Genomic DNA, 13,428 nt, shown 5'->3' with positions numbered 1-13,428 from the left:
ATCTAAATCCTTATGATAAATGTCCGCATCGATCGTGACATATTGGCATCAGGTCGACCGTCTTCTTCAATGCTCGGGTGTATCCTTTCTGGAATTAGTGCGGGGTGCTTCCGGTCCGCACGACGTTAACCGCCGTTCGTCTCGGCGTCGCGCAAGGCGGTGGCCCGCGGCGGGGCGGTCGAATCGCGGACGAGCAGCGTATTGTCGTGATGCGTATGCGCCTGGAGCTTGCGGTCCTCGAGGTCGGCGATCAGCATGTCGGTCGCGGCGATCGCCATTTCGAACACGGGCTGTCGCACCGTCGTCAACCGCGGCCACGCGATCCGCGAGACTTCGGCATCGTCGAACCCCGCGATCGACAGGTCGTCGGGGATCGACAGCCCGCGTTCGCGCGCGGCGAGCATCACGCCGACCGCCATTTCGTCATTCTGGACCAGGATCGCGCTAGGTCGGTCCGCGCGGTCGAGCAGCGCGTGCCCCGCCGCATAGCCGCCGTCGAAGGTGAACAGCCCCGTCTCGATCCGATCGTCGCGCACCCCGCACCCCGCTTCGGCGAAGGCCTGCGCATAGCCTTTCATCCGCGCATGCGTGGCGGCATGGTCGGGATCGCCCCGCACGATCGCAATGTCGCGATGCCCGAGCGCGAGCACATGCGCCGCGATCGCCTGCGCGCCCGCGACATCGTCGAGCAGCGTCGAGGATCCGAGGTCGAGCTGCCGCGACGGCGCGATCCGCGCATAGCGAATCCCCGCCCCATCGAGTTGCGCGAGGATCTGGAGGTGGTCCGAGGCGGGCGGGGCCAGCACCACGCCGTCCAGCGCAGCGGCGCGCAACAGGCCGACGATCTCGGCGCCGTTCTCCTGGACCGATTGCACCGGGATCACGATCAGGCGGTAGCGTTCCCCCTTCAGCCGTTCGAGCACGCCCATCTGCAGATCGACGACATAGCTCGCGCTGGGTTTTTCATAGACCAGCCCGATCAGATGCGACCGCCGCCGCACCAGCGACTGCGCGAATACGTTGGGATGATAGTTGAGCGCTGCCGCCGAAGCGCGGACGCGCTGCTTCACCGCGTCGCTGACGTGGGGTTCGTCGTTGAACACGCGCGACACGGTCTTGGTCGAGACCCCGGCATGGCGTCCGACGTCGACGATCGTCGTGCGTTTGATGGGATTGGACAACGAAACGATCCTCTAAACAGCCGAGTCGTGACGCGGCATACGCGTCGATCCTGGGGAGACAATCAGAGATTTCGTGACGCGACGCCGTCGCTTCGAGCGAGTTTACGGAAATCGCTTCGTATTTCTCATTCGTTTCCGCTTCCTTACGAAGCGGCAATTGACAACGTAGGACAAATCGGGTGTTCTGTCATTAGCGGTAAGTCGATCAAGATGATCGACAGCCGTCACGCGAAGTTCGGGGTCGCGGATAGGGGGAGGATTATCATGACGGGGTTTCGCCCGGCGAGCACGCTCGCGCGCACTACATCTACCATTGCACTTGCCATCGGTCTCGCCATGCCGGGATCCGCGCTCGCGCAAGCCGCACCAGCCGGCGCCGGGGCGGAAGCCACCAATGCGCAACCTGCGGTGCAGGACCCGGTCAGCGGGCAACCGCCCGCCTCCGACGACATCGTGATCACCGGCATCCGCGCCTCGCTCGAACGCTCGATCGCGATCAAGCGCGACTCGACCGGCATCGTCGACGCGATCTCCGCGGAAGACATCGGCAAGTTCCCCGACACCAACCTCGCGGAATCGCTCCAGCGCATCACCGGCGTGTCGATCAGCCGCCGCAACGGTGAAGGCGCGGACGTCACGGTGCGCGGCTTCGGGCCCGGCTATAATCTCGTGACGCTCAACGGACGCCAGCTCGCCGCGACCTCGCAGACCGCGGTCGGCGGCGACAGTTCGGGCGATTATTCGCGCAACACGTCGCGCTCGTTCGACTTTTCGAACCTCGCGTCGGAAGGCGTGCGCACGCTCGAAGTCTACAAGACCAGCCGCGGCGCCGTCCCGTCAGGCGGGATCGGCGCGGTCATCAACGTCGTCACGCGGCGTCCGCTCGACGTCCGCACATCCGGCTTCACCGGCACGATCGGTGGCAAGGGCGTGTACGACATGAGCACCGACGACTGCATCAGTTGCGGGTCGCACGTCACGCCCGAAGTGTCGGGCCTCGGCAGCTGGAGCAATCCGGACCAGACGATCGGCATCTCGCTGTTCGGCAGCTACCAGAAGCGCAACTTCACCAACGTCAGCGCGACGGTGCAGGGCTGGAACATCAAGACGATCGCCGAATTCCTCGATCCCGCCAACGGCAACGTCAACGCCGCGACCAAGATCACCAACGCGCCGAAGTCCCCCGACGCGCTGACCGCGCGCCCGAACGACTTCGGCTATCACTTCAGCGAAGGCTCGCGAGAGCGCATCAACGGGCAGGCGACGATCCAGTTCAAGCCGACCGACACGCTCGATATCGCGATTGACGGGCTGTACGCGCAGAACAAGCTGTCGGAGCGGCGTTCGGATCAGTCGAACTGGTTCAACCGGCCGTTCGACGTCGTCAATTTCGATACCGACCATTCCGTCGCGACGACGACGTATCTGCACGAGGTCATCGCCGGCGGGACCAAGGATTCGGGCGCCGAACAGCAATATCGTGCGCAGAAGAGCGACCTGTACGACGTCGGCATCAACGCCAAGTGGGACGTGACCGATCGCTTCCGGCTCGCGCTCGACGGGCATATCGGCAAATCGAACAGCCTGCCGGACAATCCGAACGGCATGAGCTCGACGATGATCGCGATCAGCACGCCGACGCTGGAGTCGCATTCGGTCGATTACAGTAACGGCTTCCCGTTCCAGACCGTGACCTTCGTCGACCCGGCGACGCCGACCGCGGCGCATCCGGTGATCAAGGGCAATGGCAACGGCATCCACGACACCGGGGATCTCGGCAGCCAAAAGGCGCGGCAAGTTGCGACCGGGCTGACGCAGCGGGTCAAGGAAATCCGCCTCGACGGCGGCTGGGACTTGGGCGGGGGGAGTCGGTTCGACTTCGGCGGTGATTATCGCACCACCAACACGCGCTCGACCCAGACGACCTATACGCAGACGCTCGGCGATTGGGGCAACATCGCGCCGGGCGACGTGGACAAGCTCGCCCCCGGGCAGGTGTCGACCTTCTGCCTGGTCTGCCGCTTCCACGACAACGACCCGCAAGCCACCGGCGACGGCCTGATCGCATACCGCACGCAGGACGCCACCAAGCTCTACAACACCTTGTCCGCGGCCTATACCGCCAAGGGCAACCTCAGCACGATCGACGGCTTCCGCGACGACCGCGTCAAGGAAGACATCTTCGCCGCTTACGGTCAGGTGACGTGGAAAGGCGAACTCGGCGGGCACCGCGCGGTGCTGGTCGCGGGGGCGCGGTTCGAGAAGACGACCGTGCATTCCAACTCGTTGCAGTCGGTCCCACTGTCGATCGTGTGGCAGTCCGACAATGATTTCGGTCAGAACATCTCCAGTACGTACCAGAACGTCACCGACAACGGCAGCTACAACAACGTGCTCCCCGGGATGGATTTCCAGATCGATATCCGCAAGAACCTGATCGGGCGCTTCTCGGTCGGCCGGACCATCTCGCGCCCGACCTTCGGCAATCTGTTCGCCTCCGTCAGCGCCGGAAATCCCAACGACGCGACCGCGGTCGGTGGTCAGGCGGGCGGCAATTCGAACAACGCCAACCTGCAACCGCTGATCTCGGACAATCTCGACCTGTCGCTGGAATGGTACTTCAAGCCCGATAGCTACATCTCGGTCGGCTTCTTCGACAAGCGCGTGCACAACTTCATCGGCAACACGATCGTCAAGCGCAACCTGTTCGGGCTGCGCGATCCGAGCTCGGGCGCGCCGGGAAGCCGCTCGGGGACCGCCAAGACGCAGTTGCAGGGGATCGGCGCGGACATCACCGACGTCAATCTGTTCACCTACACCGCGCTGCTCCAGCAGAACGGTGGCAGCGTGACGGGGGCGAACGCCGCGTTCCTCGCGAACTACAACCTCGGGGCACGGTCGCTCAACCAGGCGTTCGTCGACTCGACGCTCGCGGCGGTCGACATCATCGCCGATGCCAACGACCCGTTGTTCAACTTCAACGTCAACACGCCGATCAACAACAAGGACGCCGAGGTCTATGGCCTCGAAGTCGCCGGTCAGTATTTCTTCGGCCAGACCGGCATCGGCATCTCGGCAGCCTATACGCTGGTACGCGGCGACATCGGCATCGATGTCGCGGCGCCGCCGGCGGTCGACCAGTTCGCCTTGCTCGGGCTGAGCGACACCGCCAACGCGACGTTGATCTACGACAAATACGGCATCTCGGCGCGGTTGAGCTACAGCTATCGCGCCAAGTTCCTGTCCGCCGTCAACCGCGATGGGGATCACAATCCCGAGTTCACCGCGCCGTACAGCCAGGTCGACATGAACATCTCGTATGACATCACCCCGCATATCGCGGTGTCGTTCGAAGCGATCAATTTGAACAAGGAAGGGGTCAAGACCTACGCCCGGTCGCCCAACCAGATCTGGTTGATCCAGGAAGGGCAACGCCGCTTCCTGTTCGGGGCGCGCTACCGCTTCTGACGCTTGGCTAACCCCCCCGTGGCGCGCCGCGCGGGGCACGACACGGGGGAGTCACGGCATACCGTGGCTCCCCCTCTTTTCGACACGACTGCAGCGACCTCCGTCCGCGAGCGAGGACATGCGCGGTAGCGACGCAACGATACGACATGGGGGACCAGCGATGGATCGGCGGCATTTCATGAAATCGGGTTTGACGGCGGCGGCGGCAGTCGCGACGCCAACCGGGGCAGCAATCGGCGCGGTGCCGCCAAAACCCGGCAATCTCGGCTTTCCGGAGCATTTCGTGTGGGGGTGCGCGACCGCATCCTACCAGATCGAGGGGGCGGTGGCCGAGGACGGTCGCGGCAAGACCAACTGGGATGTGTTCGCGCACACCGCCGGGCGGGTCGCGAACGGCGATACCGGCGATACGGCGTGTGACAGCTACCATCGCTATGGCGAAGACATCGCGCTGCTCAAAAATCTCGGCGTCAAGGCGTACCGGCTCTCGATCGCCTGGTCGCGGATCTTCCCGCAGGGGCGCGGGACTCCCAACCCCAAGGGCATGGCCTATTACGACAGGCTGATCGACGCGCTGCTCGCCGCCGGGATCACACCCTATGTCACGCTGTTCCATTGGGATTTGCCCGAAGCGCTGCCGGGCGGCTGGCAATCGCGCGATACCGCTTATGCCTTCGCGGACTATGCGGGGCATGTGGCGGGGAAATTGTCCGACCGGGTCGGGCACTTCATGACGGTGAACGAACTGCGCTGCTTCACCGACCTCGGCCATGTCGAAGGCCGCCACGCGCCCGGGCTGCACCTGCCCCCGGCCGCAGCCAATCAGGTCCGTCACCACGGCGTGCTCGCGCACGGGCTCGGCGTCCAGGCGATCCGGGCGCATGCCCGCAGCGGAACCCAGGTCGGGATTGCCGACAATGCCAATTTCTACGTCCCCGTCATCGAAACACCCGAGCACATCGCCGCCGCAAAGACCGCGGTGCGCGAGGAAAACGCGATGTTCCTGACCGCGGTGATGGAGGGGCGCTACACCGACGGCTATCTCGCGCGCGAAGGCCGCAACGCGCCGCGCGTCGCATCGGGCGACATGGCGGTCATCGGCAGTCCGCTCGATTTCGTCGCGCTCAACATCTACGCACCCACCTACGTCCGCGCCGACACGGGGCCGACCGGATACAAGACCCTCCCGCATCTGCCCTCATCGCCGCGGATGGCGTCACCCTGGCTCTATGTCGGCCCCGAAGTCGCGTATTGGGGCGTGCGGACGGTCAGCGAATTGTGGGCGCCCAAGGCACTCTACATCTCGGAGAATGGCACGTCGGCGGACGACCCGATCGTCGACGGCCGGATCGATGACAGCGACCGGATCATGTACTTGCGCAACTATCTCGCCGAGTTCCACCGCGCGACGGTCGAGGGATACCCGCTGAAAGGGTATTTCCTGTGGAGCTTGATGGACAATTTCGAATGGGCGGACGGTTTCACCAAGCGGTTCGGCATCCACCATGTCGATTTCGCGACACAGGTCCGCACCCCCAAGTTGAGCGCCGCCTGGTACCGCGAACTGATCCGCCGCAACGCTCTGGTCTGAGCGTCGCGACGGTCGTGCCCGCGCGGATCAGCGTTTCTTGACGAACTCCGCGCGCAGGACGAGGCCCTTGATCCCGTCGAAGCGACAGTCGATCTCCTGCGCGTCGCCGGTCAGCCGAATCGATTTGATCAGCGTCCCGCGCTTGAGCGTCTGCCCTGCGCCCTTGACGGTCAGGTCCTTGATCAGCGTGACTTGATCGCCATCGGCCAGGATATTCCCGACCGAATCGCGGACCACGACCGCGCCGTCGTCGGTGGTCGTCTTGGTGGCCGCGTCGGATGCGCTGATCCATTCGCCGCTGGCTTCGTCATAAACGAAGGCATCGTCCTGGGTCGTGTCGGTATCTGCCATGCTCACCCCTTGATGTTGACCATGGCGACCGGTTGTCCCTTGGTCGTCGGGTTGGATGCGTTCGCCTTGGGGGCCTTCTCGGCCTTGGGCTTGCGCGTTTCCTTGTTCGATTTCTTTTGGCTCTTCGCCATCGGGCATCCTTTCGGAGCGGAACGCCCCGCCGCCTTCCTAGCGCCGAACGCCCGATTCCGCGGCATCAATTCGTTTCGCCGCGGTGCGGCCACCGCACGTCCGGCACCGCTGCTATTTATCACGCGCGACGCAACCACCACGAGACCCGACCGTTTAGATGACACGCCGGACGTGCCACCCCTCGCGTCCGGCTACCCCACCCCCCCACATCATATTCGAGGATCGACGACATGGGCTTGTTCACCAAGGATATCGTGACCTTCGAAGACCTGTTCCTGCATCAGCTGCAGGACGTCTATTATGCCGAGAACCAGATCACCAAGGCGCTGCCCAAGATGATCGACAAGGCGACCGACAGCGCGCTCAAGGCCGGCTTCCAGACGCATCTGCTCGAAACCGAAGGCCAGATCCGTCGCCTCGAGCAAGTCTTCGACTTGCTCGGCGAACAGCCCAAGGGCGCAACGTGTCCGGCAATCGAAGGCATCATCAAGGAAGCCAACGAAGTCGCGAGCGAAATCGCCGACAAGGCCGTGCTGGACGCGGCGCTGATCGCTTCGGCCCAAGCGGTCGAGCATTATGAGATCACGCGCTACGGCACGTTGATCGCCTGGTCCAAGCAGCTCGGCCGCGACCAGATCGCAGCGATCCTCCAGGAAACGCTCGACGAGGAATATGCGACCGACGACAAGCTGACCGCGATGGCGACCAGCAAGACCAACCCGAAGGCCGAAGCCGCCGCCTGAGCGACCGGCTTCAGAACGACCCCGGCACTTCGCGTTGCGTCGTGTCGGGGCGCTCGGGCGTCAGCAGCTCGAGCGAGCGTGCGGATGTCCGCAGCGACAGCGCCCCCTGCGACCCCGCAGTCCCCGAAATGGGCGTGCACGTCCGCCCCGCCAGATAGTCGAGCGCCGCGCGCGTCGACGATTCCTGCGGGTCGCCCATTTGATGCGTCAAATCGTCGCCAGCACGACAACTTGCTTCCATAATGGATGTCAAACCGTCGTAATACGCACCCTGACGGGCAGCATTCTGCAGTGAAAAGGCAATGACCCGCAGCCGATCGTCGCATTCTGGACGGTCCAGCGCGATCTGCCCGACCGGCTTTCCGAACGTATTGGTCCCGATCAGCGCCGCATTGGTATGGAAATAGGGAACCGCCTGGGCAATCACAAGCTCGCTGGCGGAGGCGGTGCCCTGCGTCCCGATAAAGGCGATCCGCGTCGGGCTGATCGACTGCGGCTGTTTGACGTAAAAGGCGGTTTCGTTGTTGGACGATTTCTCGGGGCGAAACGTCGTATAATCAATGACATCCGTTGACGCACGCGCGCCGCCGAGCAGGTTCGCCAACACCTCCGCGATCGAAACCAGCCCCCCGCCATTGTAGCGCACGTCGATGATGACGCGGGTCACGCCCGCCGCCTTGAACCGCTCGAAGGCCGCGCGAAGTGCCGGATCGGCGGTCGAGATGAAGCTGCGCAGATTGATATACCCGACTTGCTCGCCAGAATCTGTCAGGATTTGAGCACCATAGCGGCTCGATACCGGGGTCAGCGCATAGTCGGTCTTGGTGACCGATATGGTTCGCGTGCCGGTCGCGTCGGTAATCCGCAGGACGCGCGTGGTCCCGGTCGTACTGGGCCCGAGCGCCTCGGTAACGCCTGCCGCCCCTTGCGCCGCGATGATCGTATCGACCGTTCGTAAGTCACTGGTATTCGTGCCGATCGCGAGGATTTCCGTGCCCCGGTCGATCCCTGCCGCGGCGGCCGCGGTCCCCTCAAAGCTTTCCGCGACGAACACCCTTCGGGCATCGGCGTCGGACGACAGTCGGAACCCGAAACCCGCACTCGCTCCCGACGCGTAATAGGAATTTTCGGACGCGATTGACGTGAGATAGGTGAAGAAGCGGTCCTTGCGCTGGGCCCGCGCAGTGGCGGTCAGCGCGTCGATATAATCGGGTACCGTCGCATACGCGGTCGGGCTGATCGTCGCGAGCAGCGTCTCCGGAAACAGATACCATTCGCGCAACTGCGCCGCCGCCCAGTCCTGCCGATCGCGCAAAGAACAGCTCGCGGTTGCGGGCGTGGGTGATGGCGTCGGGGTCGCGGTAACGGTCGTCGCTCCGGTCGATCCTCCGCCCCCGCCGCCGCATGCGGACAGCAGCGCCGCAAGTGTCAGAAAGGTAACGGGTATGCGCGCTCGGACCATGATGCCACCTCTGCGATGAGGCTAGCGCGGATCGAGTAAGGTGTCAGCCGGCATGACGGGTATTCGGGGACGGCGTCCCCGTCCGCCCGGTCATGCGACCGGAACGAACGAGACCGCCGTCGAAGCAAGTACGGTCGTCAGGATCAGAGCGGCAACAAGCGAGAAGGCAACGCGCTGAACGGCTTCGAAACGAGTGGTCATGATAGGATCTCCCTGTGGATCGGCGTCCCGGACCATCCGATTGCCGACGGGAGATGCTCTGCAGGGAGCGTGCCAGTTTGGTACACTATTGAGGAACAACAGAAAAGTTTTGCATCGTTTCATTGAGCGGGCAGTGACGCAGTGCATTGCACCAAGAGTTGGCACAGATCCCTAAACGCGTCGGATCTGGTTCCGCCCGGCGTCCTTAGCCGCGTACAGCAGTTTGTCCGCGCGTCCGAACGCGGACCCCAGAAATTCGTCGGGATGTGCCTGTGTTACCCCGGCCGAGAAGGTCACCGCACCGAGCGGCTCGTCGGATTCCCGCAGCCGGTATCGCTTTTCCGCAACCGTCGCGCGGGCGCGTTCGAGCGTGGCATAGGCCTCTTCCAGGGTAATCCCCACGAACAGCACGGTAAATTCTTCACCGCCGTAGCGCGCGACCATGTGGCCGGCACAATTCTTGAGCAACGTCTCGGCGATCGCCTTGAGAACTCGGTCCCCGACCGAATGGCCAAAGCGGTCGTTGACGCGCTTGAAGCGATCCACGTCGCATACCGCCAGACAGAGGGTTTCTCCCCCGCTGCTGTGCTGGACGAAGCATTCCTCGAAGGCGCGCCGGTTGGGCAGGTTGGTGAGTGGGTCGCTCCGCGCATTGCTCTGCGCCTCCTCCAGCTTCAGCCGCAATTCCTCCGCTTCGTGCGTCGCGGCCGCCAGCCGTGCTTCTGCGGACTGTACGCGATCGAGCATGACTTCAGTCAGTTGCACCATATCGACCGTGCTATCGACCGTACGCATCGCGTCCGCGCTTGCCGCGAGATCGCGTCCGAATCCTTGCGTTTCCGCACGGATCGCGTGCATCATGTCGGTGAAACCCTCGACCTGCATCTGAGTCTGGGCGACCAGCCCCGCGACCGGATCACAAACCTCCGGTATCGTCGATGCTTGTCCATTCGTGATCTGGCCGCCGAGTTTTTCAATGTCCCGTGCGGTAAGCCGGATGCCGCCCTCCGTCAGGGCCGCAACCGATTTCGCCAGGACCCCATCGGGCTGACTGATGACGCGGTAGGCAAAGGCATAATGCAGCGGGTCCGGACTAAGACGATGCTCGGTCAGGAATTTCCCAATTCGCCCGAACACCTGATCGGCCCGGTACTCGACCGTTTCCAGTCGTGCTTCCCTTGCCGTAGCCATCGTTCCCGAGCGTCCCTTAAACCCGCGGCATCGTACAGGTACGATGCCTTCCCCGACGGAAGGCCTATCCGCAAACTGCTAATTTAGCGTGACCGAAAACCGCTCCGGTTCCCGTCGCTCCGCCGTCAGCGTGTGATGGCGATCCCGAAGCGGGCGTGGTTGACGATACGATTGTACGCAACCAGCGTCTCACCGTAACCCGTGAAAAATTCCCCGAAAAGATAGACATGCGGCAAGGTCTGGCTGATCCGGGCAAGCGGATAGGAGACGAAGGACTCCGTGCTGCCCTTGCCCGTCCCCGGATTGCCACGTCCGGTGAGAACGACTTTCAAGCCATCACGCTGACCGATCGACAGGCCGAGCGAGCTGTAGCCGTAATACCGGTCCAGATCTGGGGCGAGTCCCTGGTCACCAAAATAGCCCCAGACCATCGGCGTGATCCCGATCGCCCAGCCGTTCCCGATCGGAATCGATTTATTCGCGCGCAAATAGAACCGGTTGACGTCGATCGAGTTGGTCACGCCGCCGCCATTCGAATCATGGCGATACCCGCCCCCGATCGTCAGCGTTCGCTGGATCGGCACGTCGATGAACACTTCGGGCGAGAACCCTTGCGCGGTGAGCGGAGCGGATGGCCGGTCGGTCGCAAGGAAGAAGGTATGGGTGTAGGCAAAGTCGAGTCGCGCTCCATCCTCACGCCCGATTAGCCGGAAATCGAAGCTGGCGGTGACTTTCGAGCCCGAGCTGCCGGCGCCCATCACGGCATAGGTTGGTGCATAGGGGCGAAGGCGGTCGAGAAACCCGCCCGTTCCACCGCGCGAGGTCGCGATCACCGTTTCGCCCTTTGCCCCGGTGGCACTCGAGGCCACGACGATCGGGGGTTTCTGCTCGGCAGATTGCGCGGTGGGGGAATTGCCCGCAACCGCAACAACCGGGTCGGATGCCGCCAGATGATACCGAAGCCGTGCAAAACCACCGGGCGCGACCGTCGCAGCGCTATCGGCAGCCGCGACGAACCGCAGATGCGTTCCGTCCTTGGCAACGGTTTCGATTTCGCTCGGACCCACGGCAGGTTGCACCGCCTGTGTTTCGTTGATCACGAAAACATCGATCCCCGCGCGCGCTTCCTCCGCCGAAGCGGGTGGGTCGATCAGCGGGCGCAATTGGGCGGTTGCCGGTGTTGCTGCGAGGGCGATGGGAACGAGGCACGCCGACGCCGCAAATCGTTTGAAAACTTTCATGATTCCCGACCCCGTTCACCCCGATGGCACCGTTCGCATGGCGTTCGCGACTTGCACGGACTGGCGATTTCGCGCCAGCCGGATTACGCAGGGCGAATGCGAATTACCGAATCCGATCTTTCCCTTGCCGCCGCGCTCGCCGACGCCGCAGGGGCCGCCATCCGTCCGTATTGGCGGACAGAACAAGGGCTTGAGATGAAAGGCGACGCGTCGCCCGTCACGCTCGCCGATCGCGCAGCCGAAGCGGCGATGCGCACGCTGATCGAGCGTGCGTTCCCCGACGACGCGGTCATCGGCGAGGAATATGGCGTGCGCGAAGGGACGTCAGGCCGCGCCTGGGTGCTCGATCCGATCGACGGCACGCGCGCGTTCATCTCCGGGCGACCGATCTTCGGGACGTTGATTGCGCTGGTGGTCGAGGGGTGGCCGATGCTCGGCGTGATCGATCAGCCGATCATCGGGGAGCGCTGGGTCGGCACGACGGGCAAGCCGACGCTGTTCAACGGCAAGCCAGCCGTCACGCGCCGCTGTCCCGAGCTAAGCCAGGCGCTGCTCGCAACGACCTCGCCCGCGCTGTTCAAGGATGAGCAGCTGCATGCCTTCGAGCATCTCGATGCGGCGGTGCGCAGCACGGTACTGGGCGGGGATTGCTACAATTACGGTTGTGTCGCGAGCGGTTGGCTCGACGTCGTGGTCGAGGCCGAACTCAAGCTGCACGATTTCGCGGCCCTGGTGCCGATCGTCGAGGGTGCCGGCGGGCGGATGTGCGACTGGGCGGGGGACCCGCTGACCGCCGACAGCGTCGGCGAAGTCGTCGCGGCCGGAGATCCTGCACGGATCGAGGATATCCTTGAAGCGCTGGCCTGCCGTGGTGGGCATTGAAGGCTGGCGTGGACTAAGCTTATCCCCCGCGTTTGAGAAGAGCCTTCAAACCCAGTGCGCGACGGAATAGCCAGCCGGACAGTTCTCCCGCTGTTCCGGTACGGACGACCGGAACCGTCAGTTGCGAATAGTGTTTCGTCGTGAAAATCTGCGCGCGCTCATAGGCGCTATACTGCATCGCAATGTGGCCTTCCCCGACGATCCGAACATGGGGATAGTCTTCGAGCAAGGGTGCAATCGCGCGGGTATAGACAATCGGTCCGGTCAACCGCAGCACGCCAATGCGGCCGACATTGGTAAACCATGGGCTATAACTGTCGATATTGGCCAATACCGCAATGATGACGGCACGGAGGAAAGGATGACCGGGGCAGGCGATCACGTGCCACTGCTGAAATTCGCCGCCCGGGATATCCGCGAGCTCCGGTAAAAGCCCGATCCCGGCATGTTCGCTGCCTTGATCATTGCGCCATTGCGATACGATGAAGCCCTCGTCGCCACGGATCACGTCGTCGATCGGGACCGTAAAACGGCTCTTGATATCGAGATAGACCCCGCCAAGCCGGTAGATCAAAAGGTACCGAAACAAGTCCGCACGCGCAGCACCATATTCCGGTCGTATCTTGCGATACGTTTGCAAGATCTCGTCGCCATAAGCGTCCCTTATGAACGCTTCGCGCTCGTCGGAGGAATAGAGGCGAAACGCCCAGCTGGGGTTTTCCGCCATCCAGCGATTTAGCCCGTTCCGAAGAACTTCGGGCAGATCCCGGGTGGGATACGTTTGGTGGACGACCTTGGGGATTGCGGTTCCCATAGGTGTTACCGGCAAGCGCTCAGACCAATAGTCCACCCGCTGGCGGCGATGTGCTGCGTGGCGGGCACCGACGATCGGCAAGGTTTCAAAAGGCATTATTTTTCATCGCAGACCTCCCTGCCGAAAGCAATGCAACCAGGGTTTTGCTCTTGTACGCTGCATTTCATGGCA

11 protein-coding genes are annotated in these 13,428 nt (G+C 63.3%); 4 read left to right on the top strand and 7 right to left on the bottom strand.

The features are described from left to right. Nucleotides 1-125: 125 nt before the first annotated feature. Nucleotides 126-1,181, bottom strand: a complete 1,056-nt coding sequence (locus tag QBJ92_RS07065) for a LacI family DNA-binding transcriptional regulator (RefSeq protein WP_277968978.1) — start codon at nucleotides 1,179-1,181, stop codon at nucleotides 126-128. Nucleotides 1,182-1,445: 264 nt separating this feature from the next. Here QBJ92_RS07065 and QBJ92_RS07060 point away from each other — a divergent pair, with 264 nt between their 5' ends. Together QBJ92_RS07060 and QBJ92_RS07055 are read left to right on the top strand one after the other, a co-directional pair. Beyond that, on the top strand, nucleotides 1,446-4,649 hold the full coding sequence (locus tag QBJ92_RS07060) for a TonB-dependent receptor (RefSeq protein WP_277968977.1): 3,204 nt from the start codon (nucleotides 1,446-1,448) through the stop codon (nucleotides 4,647-4,649). Between the two features lie 160 nt (nucleotides 4,650-4,809). Next, on the top strand, nucleotides 4,810-6,240 hold the full coding sequence (locus QBJ92_RS07055; RefSeq protein ID WP_277968976.1) for a GH1 family beta-glucosidase: 1,431 nt from the start codon (nucleotides 4,810-4,812) through the stop codon (nucleotides 6,238-6,240). Between the two features lie 27 nt (nucleotides 6,241-6,267). Here the strand turns inward: QBJ92_RS07055 and QBJ92_RS07050 are convergent, their stop codons facing one another. Together QBJ92_RS07050 and QBJ92_RS07045 are read right to left on the bottom strand one after the other, a co-directional pair. Beyond that, nucleotides 6,268-6,591, bottom strand: a complete 324-nt coding sequence (locus QBJ92_RS07050; protein ID WP_277968975.1) for an alkylphosphonate utilization protein — start codon at nucleotides 6,589-6,591, stop codon at nucleotides 6,268-6,270. Nucleotides 6,592-6,593: 2 nt separating this feature from the next. Then, nucleotides 6,594-6,722, bottom strand: coding sequence for a hypothetical protein (locus QBJ92_RS07045; RefSeq protein ID WP_269724634.1), 129 nt, complete (start codon nucleotides 6,720-6,722; stop codon nucleotides 6,594-6,596). Nucleotides 6,723-6,953: 231 nt separating this feature from the next. Here QBJ92_RS07045 and QBJ92_RS07040 point away from each other — a divergent pair, with 231 nt between their 5' ends. After that, complete coding sequence (locus tag QBJ92_RS07040) at nucleotides 6,954-7,466, top strand: ferritin-like domain-containing protein (RefSeq protein ID WP_277968974.1); 513 nt, start codon at nucleotides 6,954-6,956, stop codon at nucleotides 7,464-7,466. A 10-nt stretch (nucleotides 7,467-7,476) separates the two neighbouring features. Here the strand turns inward: QBJ92_RS07040 and QBJ92_RS07035 are convergent, their stop codons facing one another. The 3 genes from QBJ92_RS07035 to QBJ92_RS07025 form a co-directional block, all read right to left on the bottom strand. After that, nucleotides 7,477-8,781 (bottom strand): S41 family peptidase, encoded by a 1,305-nt coding sequence (locus QBJ92_RS07035; RefSeq protein WP_277968973.1) that lies wholly within the window; start codon nucleotides 8,779-8,781, stop codon nucleotides 7,477-7,479. A gap of 519 nt (nucleotides 8,782-9,300) precedes the next feature. Further along, nucleotides 9,301-10,320, bottom strand: coding sequence for a GGDEF domain-containing protein (locus QBJ92_RS07030; protein ID WP_277968972.1), 1,020 nt, complete (start codon nucleotides 10,318-10,320; stop codon nucleotides 9,301-9,303). Between the two features lie 125 nt (nucleotides 10,321-10,445). After that, on the bottom strand, nucleotides 10,446-11,561 hold the full coding sequence (locus QBJ92_RS07025) for a phospholipase A (protein ID WP_277968971.1): 1,116 nt from the start codon (nucleotides 11,559-11,561) through the stop codon (nucleotides 10,446-10,448). 96 nt (nucleotides 11,562-11,657) lie between these two features. Here QBJ92_RS07025 and hisN point away from each other — a divergent pair, with 96 nt between their 5' ends. Continuing rightward, on the top strand, nucleotides 11,658-12,443 hold the full coding sequence (hisN, locus tag QBJ92_RS07020; RefSeq protein WP_277968970.1) for a histidinol-phosphatase: 786 nt from the start codon (nucleotides 11,658-11,660) through the stop codon (nucleotides 12,441-12,443). Nucleotides 12,444-12,462: 19 nt separating this feature from the next. Here the strand turns inward: hisN and QBJ92_RS07015 are convergent, their stop codons facing one another. Continuing rightward, nucleotides 12,463-13,353, bottom strand: coding sequence for a glycosyltransferase family 32 protein (locus tag QBJ92_RS07015; protein ID WP_277968969.1), 891 nt, complete (start codon nucleotides 13,351-13,353; stop codon nucleotides 12,463-12,465). Nucleotides 13,354-13,428 lie beyond the last annotated feature (75 nt).

This window comes from Sphingomonas echinoides, assembly GCF_029623395.1.
Lineage (GTDB): Bacteria > Pseudomonadota > Alphaproteobacteria > Sphingomonadales > Sphingomonadaceae > Sphingomonas > Sphingomonas echinoides_A.
The sequence above is the reverse complement of the archived record's forward strand: the minus strand, read 5'-3'. Positions and strand labels throughout refer to the sequence as shown.